General features: G+C 39.3%; 14 protein-coding genes and 3 tRNA genes. 16 read left to right on the top strand and 1 reads right to left on the bottom strand.

The window, feature by feature from the left end; genetic code table 11:
• Positions 1-106: 106 nt before the first annotated feature.
• Positions 107-1591, top strand: a complete 1485-nt coding sequence (locus ACDF53_RS05910; RefSeq protein ID WP_370815723.1) for an aldehyde dehydrogenase family protein — start codon at positions 107-109, stop codon at positions 1589-1591.
• Positions 1592-1762: 171 nt separating this feature from the next.
• A complete protein-coding gene (locus tag ACDF53_RS05915; protein WP_370815724.1) occupies positions 1763-2830 on the top strand; it encodes a hypothetical protein in 1068 nt (355 codons plus the stop codon).
• An 82-nt stretch (positions 2831-2912) separates the two neighbouring features.
• On the opposite strand, the gene ACDF53_RS05920 is transcribed toward ACDF53_RS05915, so the two are convergent.
• Positions 2913-3488 carry a hypothetical protein gene (locus ACDF53_RS05920; protein WP_370815725.1) on the bottom strand — a complete coding sequence of 192 codons (576 nt, stop codon included), beginning with the start codon at positions 3486-3488 and terminating at the stop codon, positions 2913-2915.
• A gap of 294 nt (positions 3489-3782) precedes the next feature.
• Between ACDF53_RS05920 and ACDF53_RS05925 the strand changes: the two genes are divergently transcribed.
• The 14 genes from ACDF53_RS05925 (at position 3783) to ACDF53_RS05990 (ending at position 15511) form a co-directional block, all read left to right on the top strand.
• Entirely contained in the window at positions 3783-4211 is a 429-nt protein-coding gene (locus ACDF53_RS05925; protein ID WP_303930139.1) for a phosphatase, read from the top strand.
• A gap of 97 nt (positions 4212-4308) precedes the next feature.
• Positions 4309-5874, top strand: coding sequence for a DEAD/DEAH box helicase (locus tag ACDF53_RS05930; protein WP_295200236.1), 1566 nt, complete (start codon positions 4309-4311; stop codon positions 5872-5874).
• 171 nt (positions 5875-6045) lie between these two features.
• Positions 6046-6465, top strand: coding sequence for a Fur family transcriptional regulator (locus tag ACDF53_RS05935; RefSeq protein ID WP_005385669.1), 420 nt, complete (start codon positions 6046-6048; stop codon positions 6463-6465).
• A 183-nt stretch (positions 6466-6648) separates the two neighbouring features.
• A complete protein-coding gene (locus ACDF53_RS05940) occupies positions 6649-7485 on the top strand; it encodes a deoxyribonuclease IV (RefSeq protein ID WP_298632083.1) in 837 nt (278 codons plus the stop codon).
• An 86-nt stretch (positions 7486-7571) separates the two neighbouring features.
• Positions 7572-8807 carry an exonuclease SbcCD subunit D gene (locus ACDF53_RS05945; protein WP_370815726.1) on the top strand — a complete coding sequence of 412 codons (1236 nt, stop codon included), beginning with the start codon at positions 7572-7574 and terminating at the stop codon, positions 8805-8807.
• Entirely contained in the window at positions 8808-11891 is a 3084-nt protein-coding gene (locus ACDF53_RS05950; RefSeq protein ID WP_370815727.1) for an AAA family ATPase, read from the top strand.
• Positions 11892-11970: 79 nt separating this feature from the next.
• A complete protein-coding gene (locus tag ACDF53_RS05955; protein ID WP_004695332.1) occupies positions 11971-12345 on the top strand; it encodes a VOC family protein in 375 nt (124 codons plus the stop codon).
• A complete protein-coding gene (locus tag ACDF53_RS05960; RefSeq protein WP_005385682.1) occupies positions 12345-13052 on the top strand; it encodes a ThiF family adenylyltransferase in 708 nt (235 codons plus the stop codon). Before ACDF53_RS05955 ends, ACDF53_RS05960 begins: the two co-directional genes overlap by 1 nt.
• Positions 13049-13483 (top strand): peptidylprolyl isomerase, encoded by a 435-nt coding sequence (locus tag ACDF53_RS05965; protein WP_005385683.1) that lies wholly within the window; start codon positions 13049-13051, stop codon positions 13481-13483. Before ACDF53_RS05960 ends, ACDF53_RS05965 begins: the two co-directional genes overlap by 4 nt.
• Before the next feature lie 4 nt (positions 13484-13487).
• On the top strand, positions 13488-14117 hold the full coding sequence (locus tag ACDF53_RS05970) for a hypothetical protein (protein ID WP_257847382.1): 630 nt from the start codon (positions 13488-13490) through the stop codon (positions 14115-14117).
• A gap of 82 nt (positions 14118-14199) precedes the next feature.
• Complete coding sequence (speE, locus tag ACDF53_RS05975) at positions 14200-15039, top strand: polyamine aminopropyltransferase (RefSeq protein ID WP_024065843.1); 840 nt, start codon at positions 14200-14202, stop codon at positions 15037-15039.
• 217 nt (positions 15040-15256) lie between these two features.
• Positions 15257-15332: transfer RNA gene (locus ACDF53_RS05980), tRNA-His, on the top strand.
• 24 nt (positions 15333-15356) lie between these two features.
• Positions 15357-15431: transfer RNA gene (locus ACDF53_RS05985), tRNA-Gln, on the top strand.
• A gap of 4 nt (positions 15432-15435) precedes the next feature.
• Positions 15436-15511 (top strand) — tRNA-Lys (locus ACDF53_RS05990).
• Positions 15512-15723 lie beyond the last annotated feature (212 nt).

Below are 15723 nucleotides of genomic sequence, written 5' to 3' on the forward strand. Positions count from 1 at the left end.
TATATCGAAAATAGTATATCTGATTGAAATATTTAGATATAAGGAGTATGATGAACTCATAGAGGAAATCTTCCTCAATCTATATTCCTACATAGGAGGTAATGCTATGAGCTTGAACCTTAAAGAACGATATGGACTTTTAATTAATAATGAATGGGTACCGGCATCTGATGGTGCTGAATTCAATGTATATAACCCTGCTAATGGCGAACAACTCGCTATCTGTGCAGAGGCTACGAAGGACGACGTTGATAAAGCGGTAGATGCTGCAACAGAAGCTTTCAAAACTTGGAAAAAAGTATCCCAAGTAGAACGGGCTGATTACTTGTTAAAAATTGCTGACGCTATCGATGCGCACAAAGAGTACTTGGCACAAGTTGAAACTTATGACAATGGTAAACCAATCCGTGAAACTTTGAATGTAGATATTCCACTTGGTGCTGACCATTTCCGTTACTTCGCTGGCGTACTTCGCTCCGAAGAAGGATCTGCTCAAGTATTTGACGAAAATACATTGAGCCTTATCGTACGTGAACCAATTGGCGTTGTAGGTCAAGTGGTGCCTTGGAACTTCCCATTCCTAATGGCAGCTTGGAAATTGGCACCATCTCTTGCAGCAGGTTGTACAGTTGTAATTAAACCTTCTAGCCATACATCCCTTAGCCTTTTAGTATTAGGCGATATTTTGAAAGATATCTTGCCAGCAGGCGTTGTAAATATCGTAACTGGTAAAGGCTCTAAATCTGGTCAATATATCCTTGATCATCCAGGCTTCAGCAAACTTGCTTTCACAGGCTCTACAGAAGTCGGTCTTGATGTATATAAAGCAGCATCTGAACGCTTGATTCCTGCTACATTAGAATTAGGTGGTAAATCTGCGAATATCTTCTTTGAAGATGCGAACTGGAAACAAGCTCTTGATGGGGCAATGCTTGGGATCCTCTTCAACCAAGGTCAAGTATGCTGTGCAGGTTCCCGTATCTTCGTACAAGATACAATTTACGATAAATTCGTAGCTGAACTTTCCGCATTATTTGATAAGGTAAAAGTTGGTTTACCTTGGGAAGAATCTACACAACTTGGTTCCTTGATTTACGAAGATCAAGTTAAGAAAGTACTTAGCTATGTAGAACTTGCTAAAGAAGAAGGCGCTCGCATTGCAGCTGGTGGTGTACGCGTTACTGACGGTGAACTTGGTAAAGGTTGTTTCATTAGACCTACACTTATCGTAGACGCTACAAACGATATGCGCGTAGCTCGCGAAGAAATCTTTGGCCCTGTAGCTGTTGTTATTAAATTCCACAGCGAAGAAGAAGTGATCGAACAAGCTAACGATAGCTTATACGGCCTTGGCGGTGGCGTATTCACACAAAACCTTAACCGTGCCATCCGCGTGGCTCGAGCAATCGAAACAGGTCGTATGTGGGTTAACACATATAACTCCATCCCAGCAGGCGCACCATTCGGTGGCTATAAACAATCTGGTATCGGCCGTGAAACTCACAAAGTTATCCTTGAACACTATACTCAAATGAAAAACATCATTATCAACTTGAGTGATAAACCATCTGGATTCTACAATTTAGATTAATAAAATATAAATCTCTCCAATAAACTATAACAAAGAGGCACCAATTTAATTATTGGTGCCTTTTGTGTTATTCATTATAATATTGTTATAGATAAAATACACTTTTATGATAAAGAGGATTAGAATAATTGTTGTGTACGTATATGTGTAAAAATAAGGAGAGGTGAAATAATGAGGTCTATTCCCATCAAAAAATTATATAATCCCCAATATGATCTCTTATCTATTAGCGATAAGGAGGAATTGTTAGATCAGATTGGAGAAATATATAATCTAGAATTAATATCTTTTAAACACTTTGCTGCATTTAGACAATCTACATATACGGCAGTATATCGTTCACATGATGGTATAGACTTTGTATTTGTTCCTGGCGATACTGTTACGTTAGGGTTTGATTTTAAAAATAAACCATTACAGGATATTTTTAATGATGAAAATTTAGTGGAGCTTGCCTATCCATTTGTGGAGGGATATGAAGAGGAAATCTTTAGTGAAGACGATGTTCAAACTAAGATTCGCGAAACACTAGAAGATGAAGCAGTACTATCCAACATAGAAACGTATTTTAAACATAATTTTACTCAAGAAGATGAGTTTGTAATCCATCCATTATTGGTACAAAAAGAGTATAGTCAAACTTGTTGGACACCTATTTCAGATGAGGAACTCAGACAAAATAAAGAATGGCAACAGATGATAGAAAAAGCCGAAAGCAAGGGGCTTTCTGAAACAATGATTCATAATACCATTTGTTTATATCAAACAGACGATAACAATTGGTATGGTAAACTTTATGAAGAAACCACATTTAAGGAATTGTTACAGAACATAAAAAAACATGGGTACTCCTTACCGACACGAAGAGAGTGGGAGTATTTAGCTGGCAAGGGGTGTAGGACTATTTTTCCATGGGGGAACAATATAGATTTTTCTATGAACTTAAAACATATGGAATGGATGGATAATGATGGAGAGTATACATTAGAAAAGGAAAACTTTTTTGGCTTGATTATAGGTGATGATCCGTATTGTAGAGAAATCGTATATGATGAAGATGAATTTTCCTATAAAGGTGGAGATGGTGGCTGCAATATATGTGGAGGCTTAGGCGTTATGTGGGGCTATTTACCTGTTTCACCATACTTTCAAGATAGTGAAATGGTAATTGGCGATAATATAAATGGAGGATATGATTTCTTTAGACGAGTTATAAGGATTAATGACAATATGAAATGATGTTGCATATAATAATTCTAAAATATCTAATGATAACGTCGTCTCATACGTAAAAGAGGTACCCTAGACGGTACCTCTTTTATTAATATTGAGATAAGCGGAATATTTTTCTATACTCTTCCGGTGCATCAGATCCATCAGATGGTTTTATGATGACTCTAATATATATTTTTTCTTTGAAATCTGGATATGTTGCAGCATATTCTTTGCAGAATTGATCCATACGATTGTAAAAGTTTATTACATCTTGATTTTGTATAGCCGAATAGGGGATAGGCATTTCAATATACAAAGAAGATGTATCATATGTGGCATAGGATAGCTCCTCTGCCGTTAGATAGTTTTTCATTAATGGGAATGCTGTTATCAGTGGAATGTTGGTTATCAGTATTCGATCAACTTGTGGTACAACAGGTGCAGAGGTGTGCATGACTTCAGATATTTCAATAGGCATTTGTGGATATTTGTCAAAGGTGACTTGCCATGTATTATTCCTTTGTGACTCCAAGTGATATGTTAGATTAGGATAATTCTTATTTATATATTGTTGAACTTCATCTTCACTGTAATGTGAGAGAAGATGACAACCCGTTGTTAGAATGAGTGAGACGATAATGAGCGGCAATAATACGAATCGTTTTAGGGCAAATGGTTTCATTGTATATTCCTTTTGTACTTCTTTAGAAAGTTCAGTAAATCGTAATTGCTTAACAGGTATTGCTTAATTATTGACGGAATTTTGAAGTATATTATTTTAATTATATTATACCTAAAATATATTTTTACTCATATAGTTGATTAATTCCATACAACTCTTCGATAAACTATAACAAAGAGGCACCTCATAGGAGGTACCTTTTTTGTATTGTAAGGCTATTATCTATGAAAATAGACGGTATGTTATAATTGTAGTCATACGAAAACGTGTTGTTTTGAGAGGGTCGTATAAACCATGATTTACTTAGATTATGTATTAATTATAGGCATATTGCTTAGTGTTTTACTCTTTCTTTTGGTTGGCGTATTTTACTATAGTAAACCTAAGCTTTTAAAGGGGCTAAATATTTGGTTCTTAGTAATACTTAGTGTTCTTTTGAGTTATTTATTATATCCTTTATATGAATTGACAGATTATAGAGAAGAATTTACGTCAATAGTTATTATCGCTGCGATAATTATTAAAGTAATTATCAATTTATCTATATTTATGATAGCTGATAGAATAACAACGAAATGGATTTCTAAATTATTATTAATTATATGGGTTGTTCTTGTTGAATGTTTGTATATGCCCATTCATTTATCATACATTGTTTTCCTTTGTGTATCAGGTGGAATCGTTTTAATAGAACGGTTAAGAGAGAGAAGAAAGTCTATTTAGCTTAGATTCGTAATTACTCTTATAGCGCTCACCTTCGAAATATGATATACTATTCTAACGCGCATAATTCGTGCGCGATAGGAGGAAACACATTTAGATGTTAGAAAAATTTGAACAATTAATGATTAGCGAACCTGTTCTAAGAGCGTTAAACGATATGGGCTTTGAAGAGCCTACGCCAATTCAACAGGAAGCTATCCCAGTAGCCATGAGCGGTAAAGACATGATCGGTCAAGCTCAAACAGGTACTGGTAAGACAGCAGCATTTGGCTTGCCTGTATTGGAACGCGTAGACGGGAATGAGCGTCACGTTCAAGTAGTTATTTTATCCCCTACACGAGAATTAGCTATCCAAGTAGCTGAAGAGCTTAACAAAATGGCTCAATACACGAATATCACAGCACTACCTATCTATGGTGGTCAAGATATTAATCGTCAGTTCCGTGCCTTGAAAAAAAATCCACAAATCATCGTTGCCACTCCAGGCCGATTGATGGACCATATGGATCGTGGTTCTATCCACTTTGACCATGTGAAAGTTGTGGTATTGGACGAAGCCGACGAAATGTTAAACATGGGCTTTGTTGATGATATCAATAAAATCTTGGGTGCTATCCCAGAAGACCATCAAACATTGTTGTTCTCCGCAACTATGCCTAAAGCTATCCAACAATTAGCTGAAACATATTTGACAGAGCCAACATTGATTCGTATGAAACCGACTCAAGTTACGATGGACTTAATTGAACAATATTATATCGAAGTGCAAGACCGTCAAAAATTCGATGTTCTTTGCCGCTTGTTCGATATTCAAACACCTGAACTTGCTATTATCTTCACACGTACAAAACGTCGTGTTGATGAAGTAACTGAAGGTCTTAAGAAACGTGGTTACATGGCGGAAGGCATCCATGGCGATTTGTCTCAACAAAAACGGGACAGCGTAATTCGTCAATTCCGCGAAGGTACCATCGATATTCTCGTGGCTACTGATGTGGCAGCTCGTGGTCTTGATATTTCTGGTGTATCTCACGTATATAACTACGATATGCCTCAAGATCCTGAAAGCTACACGCACCGCGTAGGTCGTACAGGCCGTGCCGGTAAAGCTGGTCAAGCTTTCACGTTCGTTATCCCTCGTGAAATGGAGCATTTACATGCTATCGAGCGTTTAACAAAACGTAAAATCGCACGCCGTCGTGCACCTTCCTTAGGTGAAGTTCTTGAAGGTCAACAACGTTTGGCAATTGAAAGCCTCGTTGAAATGACAGATAATTTAGAAGCATTAGCGCCATTCAAATCTAGTGCAGAGGAATTGTTGAATGATACAGATTCCGTAACACTTTTGGCAGCAGCTCTTAAATTGTTAACAAAAGAACCAGATACAACTCCTGTAAATATTACAGAAGAAAAACCATTGCGCGTACGCCGTCGCCGTGAAGGTGGCCGTAGTGACCGACGCCGTGGTGACCGTCGTAGAGATGGTGATCGCCGTCGTGATGGGGATCGTCGTCGTGATGATCGTCCTCGTCGCAGCCGCGATGATCGCAGAGGTGAACGTCGTGATGACCGCCGCAGAGATGATCGTAGATCTGATCGTCCACGTGGTGATAAAAAACCTCGTCATCAAGGTGAAGGTTTCAAACCTTACTTTAAAGACTAATAAAATGTGGATTGCTTTCGGGCAATCCATATTTTTTATTACTTAATAGTTAATACTATCTATCTTGATAAGTATTGAGAATTTTGATATAATAAATAATAATTATTTCTTGTAAATGGTCGATAATGACCTATGCCTTATAGATTTCCAAGTGGAGAAAGGTAGATTATTATGGATATCGCACAAATTTTGCGTAGCCAAGGGTTTAAAGTAACCCCACAACGTATTGCGATTTATGATGCCTTGCGTGGTCATCATGATCATCCAACAGCAGAAATGTTGTATCATACGTTGCGTCCAGAACATCCAAGCATGAGCTTGGCTACAGTGTACAAGACGATGGAGATTTTTGAAAAAATCGGTCTTGTAAAAATTTTAGAAGTTGGTGATGAGCGCGCTCATTACGATTGGGACACACAAGCTCATTCCCATATCCGTTGCATCCGTTGCAACAAGGTAGAAGATATGATGGGCATTGATTTACAAGCTATCAAAACAATTGCTGATCAAGGTAGCGAGTATCAAATCACAGGTCAACATATTACCTTTGAAGGTGTATGCCCTGAGTGTGCTAAAAAAGAAAGCCATTAATACATAACCCCTGTCGCGAAGGGCTCCTTCACGGTAGGGGTTTTATTAGTTATTTCTATGGGTCGTCGTTTTAGTTAGTATTTAATTAGCAATTAGTAATTAGTATTTAGTAATTAATTAGTATTAATTACTATTTCATTAGTATTTATCAATAAGATTATTAGAATCATATAAAGGAGTATTATGTTTGTCATCGGTAGTCACTTATCAATTAGCAAAGGTTATTTAAATATGGGGAAGGAAGCTACTAAAATTGGGGGCAATACATTCCAATACTTTACGCGTAATCCTCGTGGTGGTAGTATGCGTGCCCTCGATGTAGAAGATATGAATAGCTTGAGTGCCTATATGAAAGAACATAACTTTGGTACATTATTAGCTCATGCACCTTACACGTATAATCCATGTGCAGCAAAAGAAGATTTGCGCACTTTTGCAAAACAAGCCATGACAGAAGATCTAGAGCGTATGGAATATTTACCAGGCCAAATGTATAACTTTCACCCAGGCAGCCATGTAAAGCAAGGTGTAGACCAAGGCATCGAATACATCGTGGAGTGCTTGAATGAAATCTTATTCCCTGGCATGAAGACAACCGTTCTCTTAGAAGTTATGGCTGGCAAGGGTACCGAAATCGGCTCTCGCTTTGAAGAAATTGCTCGCATCATCGACGGCGTCAAACTAAAAGAGTATATGGGCGTGTGCGTTGATACGTGCCATATCCACGAAGGTGGTTACGATATTGTCAATAATCTAGATGGTGTTATCGACGAGTTTGATCGTATTGTAGGCTTAGACCGTTTAAAAGCCATTCATTTGAACGACTCTAAAAATCCTATGGGCGCTCATAAAGACCGCCACGAAAAAATTGGGGAAGGTCACATTGGTATCGATGCGATAGCTCGTATTGTGACACATCCTAAATTGACGAACTTGCCGTTTTATTTAGAAACACCAAATGAATTAGACGGCTATGCGAAAGAGATTGCTATGTTGCGTTCTATCGTAGAGAATCAATAATCAAGCTAAAATATGGCTTTAGTTATATAATTCTTTGTATAGCTACATTTATATAAAGTATAGGGAGAGCTGGAAAGGGGGACAAAATGCGTTTTTTACATACTGCCGATTGGCATTTAGGACGTATTTTTTATGGTCAGTACTTAACCGAAGACCAAGCTCATGTGTTGGAGAAACAGTTCTTTTCTATTTTAAAAGATGAAAAAATCGATGGCATATTGCTAGCAGGGGATGTATTTGATCGAGCCGTGCCACCCATTGAAGCCGTTGAGCTGTGGGACTCTATCATTACCCGTCTCGCTATGGATTATAAGGTACCACTTTTTGTGGTAAGTGGTAATCACGATGGAGCAGAACGCCTTGAGGTGGGACGCTCTATGTTGAGCCGTTCTGGCATTCATATTTGGGGATCCCCTCATCATGCATTACAACCTTTTGAATTTGAAGGTGCCGACGGTAAGGTCGCTATTTGCCCAATGCCCTTTAGCGAGCCGCGTCGCATTGGGGATGCTTTAGGGTTGGGGGCAACTGTATCAAAATCTGTTGATATAGATATGACCGAGGACTCCCTGTTCTCCTATGTGGAGACTAATGAGCAAGAGCCAGTCTCACTTAATTTACATAATTACGATCAAATGTATCAGGCTTGGAGTGACTACTTGTATAAACAAGTACCAAAGGGTATGCGTAGTATTGCCATTAGCCATGCTTTTGTAATGGGCGGTGAAGTAGGGGGTTCTGAACGAACTTTATCTGTCGGTGGTAGTGAACAAGTAAGTCCACAAGTCTTTAAAGACTTTCACTATACAGCCCTTGGACATCTGCATGGACCGCAACGGATGGGGGCAGACTATATTCGTTATAGTGGGTCTCCATTAAAATACTCTTTTGATGAGCATACGCAGAAGAAGTCTTTTACCATCATAGATATGGATACAAAAGGTAAGGTAGATATTAGTACCATTCCTGTAGAAGCGAAGCGCGACGTAGTGATTTTAGAAGGTTATTTTGAAGACCTGTTAAACAATAAGGAATTACAGGCTAAACATAAAGATGATTATGTACAGGCCCGATTGCTTGATACAATGCCTATTATGGATGGGATGGCTAAGTTGCGCCAAGTGTACCATCGCTGTATGACCATTGACCTAGTAGGTCGTGTGGCAGCACCTATGGCTGACATGGGGGATGCAGTCTTTAAAGAATTAAATGAGCGTGAATTGTTTAACCAATTTGCCGAAACCGTGTGGAAAGAACCATTAACAGAGCGTGAGCAACAATACATCAACTCTGTATGGGATCGAATTCTAAAGGAGGACTAAATGAAGCCTATATCTTTAACTATAGAAGCCTTTGGTCCTTACCGCGATTCGGTTACCTTGGACTTTAATGAGCTTCAAGACCATTCTATGTTCCTCATCTCTGGTCCTACGGGGGCCGGGAAAACGTCTATACTTGATGCCATGGTGTATGCCTTATATGGTGAGCCTAGTGGGGAAGTGCGCAAAACAGATGCTATCCGCAGTGATTTTGCAGAACCACATCGTATGACGAGGGTAGATTTTTCCTTTGCTATCGGGGATGCTCAGTACCGTGTTGAAAGACTGCCAAAGCAAATGGTTGCGAAGAAACGTGGTACAGGTATGCGTGAACAGAATGCTAGTGCTACTGTATACGAAATGAAAGATGGAGAGTGGAAGGTTATTGCTACCTCTGCGGCTGCTATTCGCGATACTGTTCAACGTATCATAGGCTTTCGTAAGGATCAATTCTTACAAGTGGTTCTTTTACCGCAAGGGGAATTCCGAAAATTACTAGTAGCCTCCACCAGTGAACGGGAGGAGTTATTACATACACTCTTTAGAACCGAGTTGTACCGAAGATTACAAGATGCCTTAAAAGCTGCTTATGATGACACAAAAGCAGGGATTGAAGAAAATCTAACAAAACAAAATACATTGCTGCAATCCATTCCACATGACGAAGATATACCAGTACTAACCATTGAACATGTACGAGATCTTTTGAAACATAGAGAGCCTCATCGTGATGCTCTTGTTATTGACCGTGATAAAGCTGTAACTGTAGTGGAGCAGTTCAATACGTTGCGAAATGAGTGGGCCTTATATAACCAAGCACAACAATCTCTTGCAGAGGCTACCTCTAAATTAGAACTCGTGAAAGCAAGAGAAACGGAGCGTACTAGCTTACGTGAAAAGGTTCAGTTCCTTACCTCTTTAACGCCAAGTTTTGAGCTATATAAACAGGTTTGTGATAAACAATCTGTGTTAAAAACCTTGGAAACATCACTTTCAGAGGCTGAAAACAATGTGGACAGTGCAACTCAATATGAGTCTAAATGTATAGAGGCTTATGCAGTATTAGAAGCTCAAGCTGAAACTATGCAAGCTAAGCGAACTACGCTGGCCCAAATGGAACAGCAATCAGAAAAATTTGATGAGTTAGCACTGCTAAATAAGGAATTGAGCACATTAAAGAGTACATTAGTAACACAGGACCGTGAGAAAAGCGAAGCTGCGTTACAGTCTCAGCATAAGACAGTAGCTGATTTAGAGGCGAAATTAGTTGCGGATAGGCAACAGTTACAAGGTAATAGCAAAGTCTTAGACTCTATTCTTCGTATCCAAGAACAGTTAAGTCATTTGCAACGATATTCTGAATTGGTCGCTGAGAAACAGAAGGTTCAAAATGATATCGATGCTAAAGATAAGGCATTAGCTACGCTTGATGAATTCGTAAAGAATTCAAAGGTGCAGCTTGAACGGTTAGAACATTTGATGGCAGAAGGGCGTGCCTTTGAACTCGTTCATTTAGTCGTAGATAACGAACCTTGTCCAGTATGCGGCTCTACAGAGCATCCACAGTTGGCAGCCAAGCCTGAGTTATATCCCACTAAAGAGGAGATAGAAGAGGCTCGTGCCGTGCGTGATCTTGAGTTACAAAAGCAAGCTAGTGAAATTGGTCAGAAAGAAACGTTAGCTCTTCGTCTACATGAGTTAGATCAGCAAATTAAAGACCAAGTTTCTCAGTTGAAGTCATCTATTGAGAGTTTTTCAGAAGAGGCTTTTGCTTCTATTCAACATGACTTGTTATCCAAAATGGAACAGCTTACAACCTTGCGTAGCGACACTGAACAACTGAGCAACACTATAGCTAATACTGAGGGGGACCTTAGTGCGGCTAAAGATACACTATCGAAACTGGAGATGGCTCATAAGGAACTACTTGATAACTTGCATAATTTAGAGGTTCAGATTAGTACGGTACAGGCTAAGATTGATGCTCTTTCTGAAAGCTTGCCAACTACGGATGTAGCTGCATGGCATAAAGAGATAGAATCATTGGCGTCTGAGCTTACAGACTACGATGAACAGGTGAAAGTTTGTAAAGTAAATCTAGATTCTGCTAGAGAAGTGCTCAATGCTAAACGGGGACGTCTAGAAACCTTATCTGCCCAAGTGCAGGAAGAAACAAAAAATCTTGATGTACTCAATAAAGACTATGTAGAATCATTGCAATCGATTTCTTTATCTGAAGATGACTTTATAGATGCGTTGGATGATTATAAGGCTTTAGATACGTTTAGAACTGAACTACATGCATTGGACGAGGCTTTCAATAAAGCTCAAGCTGTATATGATGCGGCATTGAAGCATGCTCAATCTGTAGTGAAGCCAAGTGATACCGTTTCCAATGAAGTATATGATGCAGCAGTAGAACAGCGTGATGATTTAGTGGGTTCTCTTGCGGCTTGGGATAGAGAAACGAAACATATTGAAACGACACTAGTTTCTCTAGAAACACTTGAACAAGCTATGGGAGAAGCCCGTGAGGAAGTGACTTTCTTAAGTCGCCTAAATGACTTGGCAAATGGCGGTGAACAAGGGTTTAAAAATGTAACCTTTGAGCGCTATGTATTGGGAGCTATTTTAGATGAAGTCGTATATGCAGCTAATTTACGTCTTCAAACGATGAGCCGTAATCGCTATTCCTTGGAACGTTCTGACTATACTGGTGGTGGACGGGGCAAACAAGGCCTCGATCTGGCAGTCATGGATGCTTTCACCGGTCAATCAAGACCTGCGAATACCTTGTCTGGTGGTGAAACATTCTTGGCCTCTATGGCACTTGCCTTAGGTCTTGCGGATGTCATCCAAAGTTATGCAGGTGGTATTCATATGGATACGATGTTTATCGACGAAGGCTTTGGTACCCTCGATCCTGATACATTGGAACTCGCTATGGAAACACTGGTGAAATTACAATCATCAGGTCGTCTTATCGGCATGATTTCCCATGTACCTGAATTAAAGACTCGTATACCGGCCCACTTAGAGGTCACACGTGGTGACGATGGTAGTACGGCAAAATTTGTTATTAACTAGCTATAGAATTGTCAAATGTGATACTATTAAAAGAGGAGAATTCCTACAAAAACATACTGGAATTAATTAAGGAGGTCCTATGAAGTTTTCATTTGCTCATAATAATATAAATGTTAAGGATCTTGATAAGAGTTTAGCATTCTATAAAGAGGCCTTGTTGCTTGAGGAATCTCGCCGTTTAGAAGATCCAAGTGGTGCTTTCACTCTTGTATATTTAAAAAGTCCATATACAGCGCATGAACTAGAACTTACATGGTTGCGCGACTGGGATCGCCCTTATAATTTAGGGGACAATGAATTCCATTTAGCGTTTTATGTAGATGACTACGAAGCAGCTCTAAAAAAGCATAAAGAGATGGGCGTTGTAGCGTACGAAAATGCTGATATGGGTATTTACTTCATTGCTGATCCAGACGGGTATTGGACAGAAATCATTCCAGCAGGTAAATACTAATGGAATATATGTTAACTCGTTTAGAGTGGCTGGTTGGTCCTGATAAAATCAAAACCTTAAAAGATACGTCTGTGGCTCTCTTTGGGGTTGGTGGCGTTGGTGGTGGTGCCCTCGAGGCACTAGTTCGAGCTGGTGTGGGACGCATTGTTCTTATCGATGGCGACTCTATTGCACCTAGTAACTTAAACCGCCAAATGATTACGACTCATGACACAATTGGAGAGCGTAAGGTAGAGGTCGCAAAGGCACGAGCACTTTCTATTAATCCAGATGTAGTGATAGAAACTCATGATATTATGTATACTGAGGAAAATTACCCTGGATTTATTCAAAGCTTGAACGTTGATTATGTAATCGATGCCATCGATATGGTAACGGCAAAACTTAATATTATTGAGGTGTGTCAACGTGAAAGCATCCCTGTTATTTCTTGTATGGGCGGCGGTAATCGCTTTTACCCTGAAAAACTTATGATTGCTGATATCAATAAGTCTCATACATGTCCTTTGGCGCGCGTTATGCGTCGGGAGCTCAAAAAACGGGGTATTAAAAAGCAATTAGTTTTATTTTCTACAGAAAAACCAACAAAACCACAGTTCCGCGGCGAAGCAACAAGCCCTGGTACATGTAGTTTTGTGCCACCAGTGGCAGGTTTTATATTAGCAGCACATGTGTTGCGTACAATTTTGGAGGTACCTGAACAATGAAAAAAGCAAAAATCCATATGGCTGACGGCGGCGATATCGTAATCGAATTATTTGATAAAGAAGCTCCTGGCACAGTACAAAACTTTATTGATTTGATTAACAAAGGTTTCTATAATGGCCTTCGTTTCCACCGTGTAATCCCTGGCTTCGTAGCTCAAGGTGGTTGCCCTAATGGCAATGGTACAGGTGGCCCTGGTTACACAATTAAAGATGAATTGATTGGCAACCCACATAAACATGAACGTGGTGCATTGTCTATGGCTCACCGTGGTCCTAATACTGGTGGTAGCCAATTCTTTATCGTATACGAACCACAACCTCACTTGGATGGTGTACACACTGTATTCGGTAAAGTAATCGAAGGTATGGACGTAGTTGATGGTATTCACCAAGGTGCCATCATGGAAACTGTTGAAGTAATCGAAGGTTAATCTCATGAATGATGTATCTATTAAACATCCAGAATGGCTATATATCGATGTAAATGGTAAAACATCATATGGGTATGACCAAGAATGGTTCACTGATGAGTGGCAACGCTTGTCTGGTTGTGGTCCAACATCGGCATCACAAGTATTGGGTTATTCGCTGTTTAGGGATGGCTTATTAGATCTGGAAACCACATCCGATCAAACGCTTGCTTTAGAACGGATGAACTTAGTTTGGAAATATGTAAAGCCACGCTTTGGTGGTGGTGTTTATAAAACTCAATGGATGGAACGTGGTCTTACTCGTTTACTGGAGGATAAAGACCTATCTTATGATGTACATATGTTGAATGTATCTCCGTTCTGCGCATCTCGTGTAGAGGTGGAGGCTGCAGCTCAGTTTATTCATGATGCATTGGCACAAGATGTGCCTGTAGCATTTTTGAATCGTCATAAGGGTAAAGAAAAAGCTCTTTATACATGGCATTGGGTTCCAATTCACAAGATATTTATGGATGACGATGATATTCGCTGTGGCATCTTTGATGAAGGTGAAATCCGTGATTTCTCGTTAGCAAATTGGATGAAAGACACTATTTTAGGTGGCGGTTTCTGTTATATTAGTCGTAAAGATTAAGTAACAGAGTAATTAACGTAATATACATACGCATCGCAATCATCTGCGGTGCGTATTGTAGTATAAAAGTAGGAGGTACTACATGAGTCAATGGATTACAGAGGAACAAACTCCTCATTTACGTCTTAGCGCTGAAGCAGAAGAAGTATTATACTCTGGTGAATCTGAGTTCCAAAAAATTGAAGTATTTAAATCAAAAGAGTACGGTACGATGCTCGCATTAGATGGTGTATTCCAAACGTCTGAGCGTGAAGAATTCATCTACCATGAAATGATGAGTCATGTTCCATTGTTTTTACATCCAAATCCTGAACGTGTATTGATCATCGGTGGCGGTGATGGTGGCGTAGCTAGAGAATGTGTACGCCATGATTGTGTAAAAGAAGTAACAATGGTTGAAATCGATGGTAAAGTCGTGGAGCTTGCTAAACAATATTTGCCAACTATTGCTAAAGCTATGATTGAAAACCACCCTAAATTGACTGTAAAAATTGGTGATGGCATTGGTTTCATGGCAGAAGCAGAAGATTACTATGATGTAATTATTGTAGACTGCTCCGACCCAATCGGTCCTGGTGAAGGTTTATTTACTGAAGAGTTCTATAAGAATACATTAAAAGCTCTTAAAAAAGATGGCTTATTTGTACAACAAACAGAATCTCCTATGTTACATCAACCGCTCGTAGAGAAGGTATTTGGTTATGTAAATAATCACTTCCCAATTGCGCGTTTGTATACTGCATTTATTCCAATTTATCCTGCAGGTATGCATTGCTTCACATTGGGTTCCAAAACATTTGACCCATTAACATGGACACCAAATCGTGAACAAAACTTTGAAACTAAGTACTATAATGCTGAAATTCAAAAGGCTGCCTTTGCTTTGCCAAATTTTGTAAAAAACTATTTGCCAACTAAGTAAATAATATGTATAATAGGGAAGCACCATTCGTAAGGTATAACTTATGAATGTGCTTCCTTATTTTTATGAGGAGAAAGAGTTTATATTAGGGATAACACACTTTTTCATTTTATTTGTAAAAGTTAAATGAAATTGAGAAAAAGGTGTTGACACAAATCTCTAGAACAGATATAATTCTCTTTGTTACGAAGACAACGTCTTCGATACCTACAAGGTGGTGGGTATGGTGAAGCGGTTAACACGGCGGATTGTGGCTCCGTTACGCGTGGGTTCGATCCCCACTACTCACCCCATAACCTACACATCATAATCACTGTAGGGGTGTCGCCAAGTGGTAAGGCAACGGACTTTGACTCCGTTATGCGCTGGTTCGATCCCAGCCACCCCTGCCAACATGACTCACTAGCTCAGTTGGCAGAGCACCTGACTTTTAATCAGGGTGTCCCGCGTTCGAGTCGCGGGTGAGTCACCAAATTAAAACTCACAAACTTCGGTTTGTGAGTTTTCTATCTCTATTCATAGAGTATTTGGTTATGATTGTATGTATAAAATCAATCAAAAATAAGTTGAAAAAATCTTTGAAAAAGAGGTTGACGATTTAAGATTAGATTGATATACTATACAAGTCGTTAGGGCTTAGAACTAACGTAGCAGATCTTTGAAAACTGAACAATGATAGGTAAT

This window comes from Veillonella sp., assembly GCF_041333735.1.
In the GTDB taxonomy this organism is placed as follows: domain Bacteria; phylum Bacillota; class Negativicutes; order Veillonellales; family Veillonellaceae; genus Veillonella.

Bases quoted from the DNA above. Each gene is read 5' to 3' on its own strand.
- ACDF53_RS05910 (WP_370815723.1), top strand. From the start codon at position 107: ATGAGCTTGAACCTTAAAGAACGATATGGACTTTTAATTAATAATGAA.
- ACDF53_RS05915 (WP_370815724.1), top strand. From the start codon at position 1,763: ATGAGGTCTATTCCCATCAAAAAATTATATAATCCCCAATATGATCTC.
- ACDF53_RS05920 (WP_370815725.1), bottom strand. From the start codon at position 3,488: ATGAAACCATTTGCCCTAAAACGATTCGTATTATTGCCGCTCATTATC.
- ACDF53_RS05925 (WP_303930139.1), top strand. From the start codon at position 3,783: ATGATTTACTTAGATTATGTATTAATTATAGGCATATTGCTTAGTGTT.
- ACDF53_RS05930 (WP_295200236.1), top strand. From the start codon at position 4,309: ATGTTAGAAAAATTTGAACAATTAATGATTAGCGAACCTGTTCTAAGA.
- ACDF53_RS05935 (WP_005385669.1), top strand. From the start codon at position 6,046: ATGGATATCGCACAAATTTTGCGTAGCCAAGGGTTTAAAGTAACCCCA.
- ACDF53_RS05940 (WP_298632083.1), top strand. From the start codon at position 6,649: ATGTTTGTCATCGGTAGTCACTTATCAATTAGCAAAGGTTATTTAAAT.
- ACDF53_RS05945 (WP_370815726.1), top strand. From the start codon at position 7,572: ATGCGTTTTTTACATACTGCCGATTGGCATTTAGGACGTATTTTTTAT.
- ACDF53_RS05950 (WP_370815727.1), top strand. From the start codon at position 8,808: ATGAAGCCTATATCTTTAACTATAGAAGCCTTTGGTCCTTACCGCGAT.
- ACDF53_RS05955 (WP_004695332.1), top strand. From the start codon at position 11,971: ATGAAGTTTTCATTTGCTCATAATAATATAAATGTTAAGGATCTTGAT.
- ACDF53_RS05960 (WP_005385682.1), top strand. From the start codon at position 12,345: ATGGAATATATGTTAACTCGTTTAGAGTGGCTGGTTGGTCCTGATAAA.
- ACDF53_RS05965 (WP_005385683.1), top strand. From the start codon at position 13,049: ATGAAAAAAGCAAAAATCCATATGGCTGACGGCGGCGATATCGTAATC.
- ACDF53_RS05970 (WP_257847382.1), top strand. From the start codon at position 13,488: ATGAATGATGTATCTATTAAACATCCAGAATGGCTATATATCGATGTA.
- speE (WP_024065843.1), top strand. From the start codon at position 14,200: ATGAGTCAATGGATTACAGAGGAACAAACTCCTCATTTACGTCTTAGC.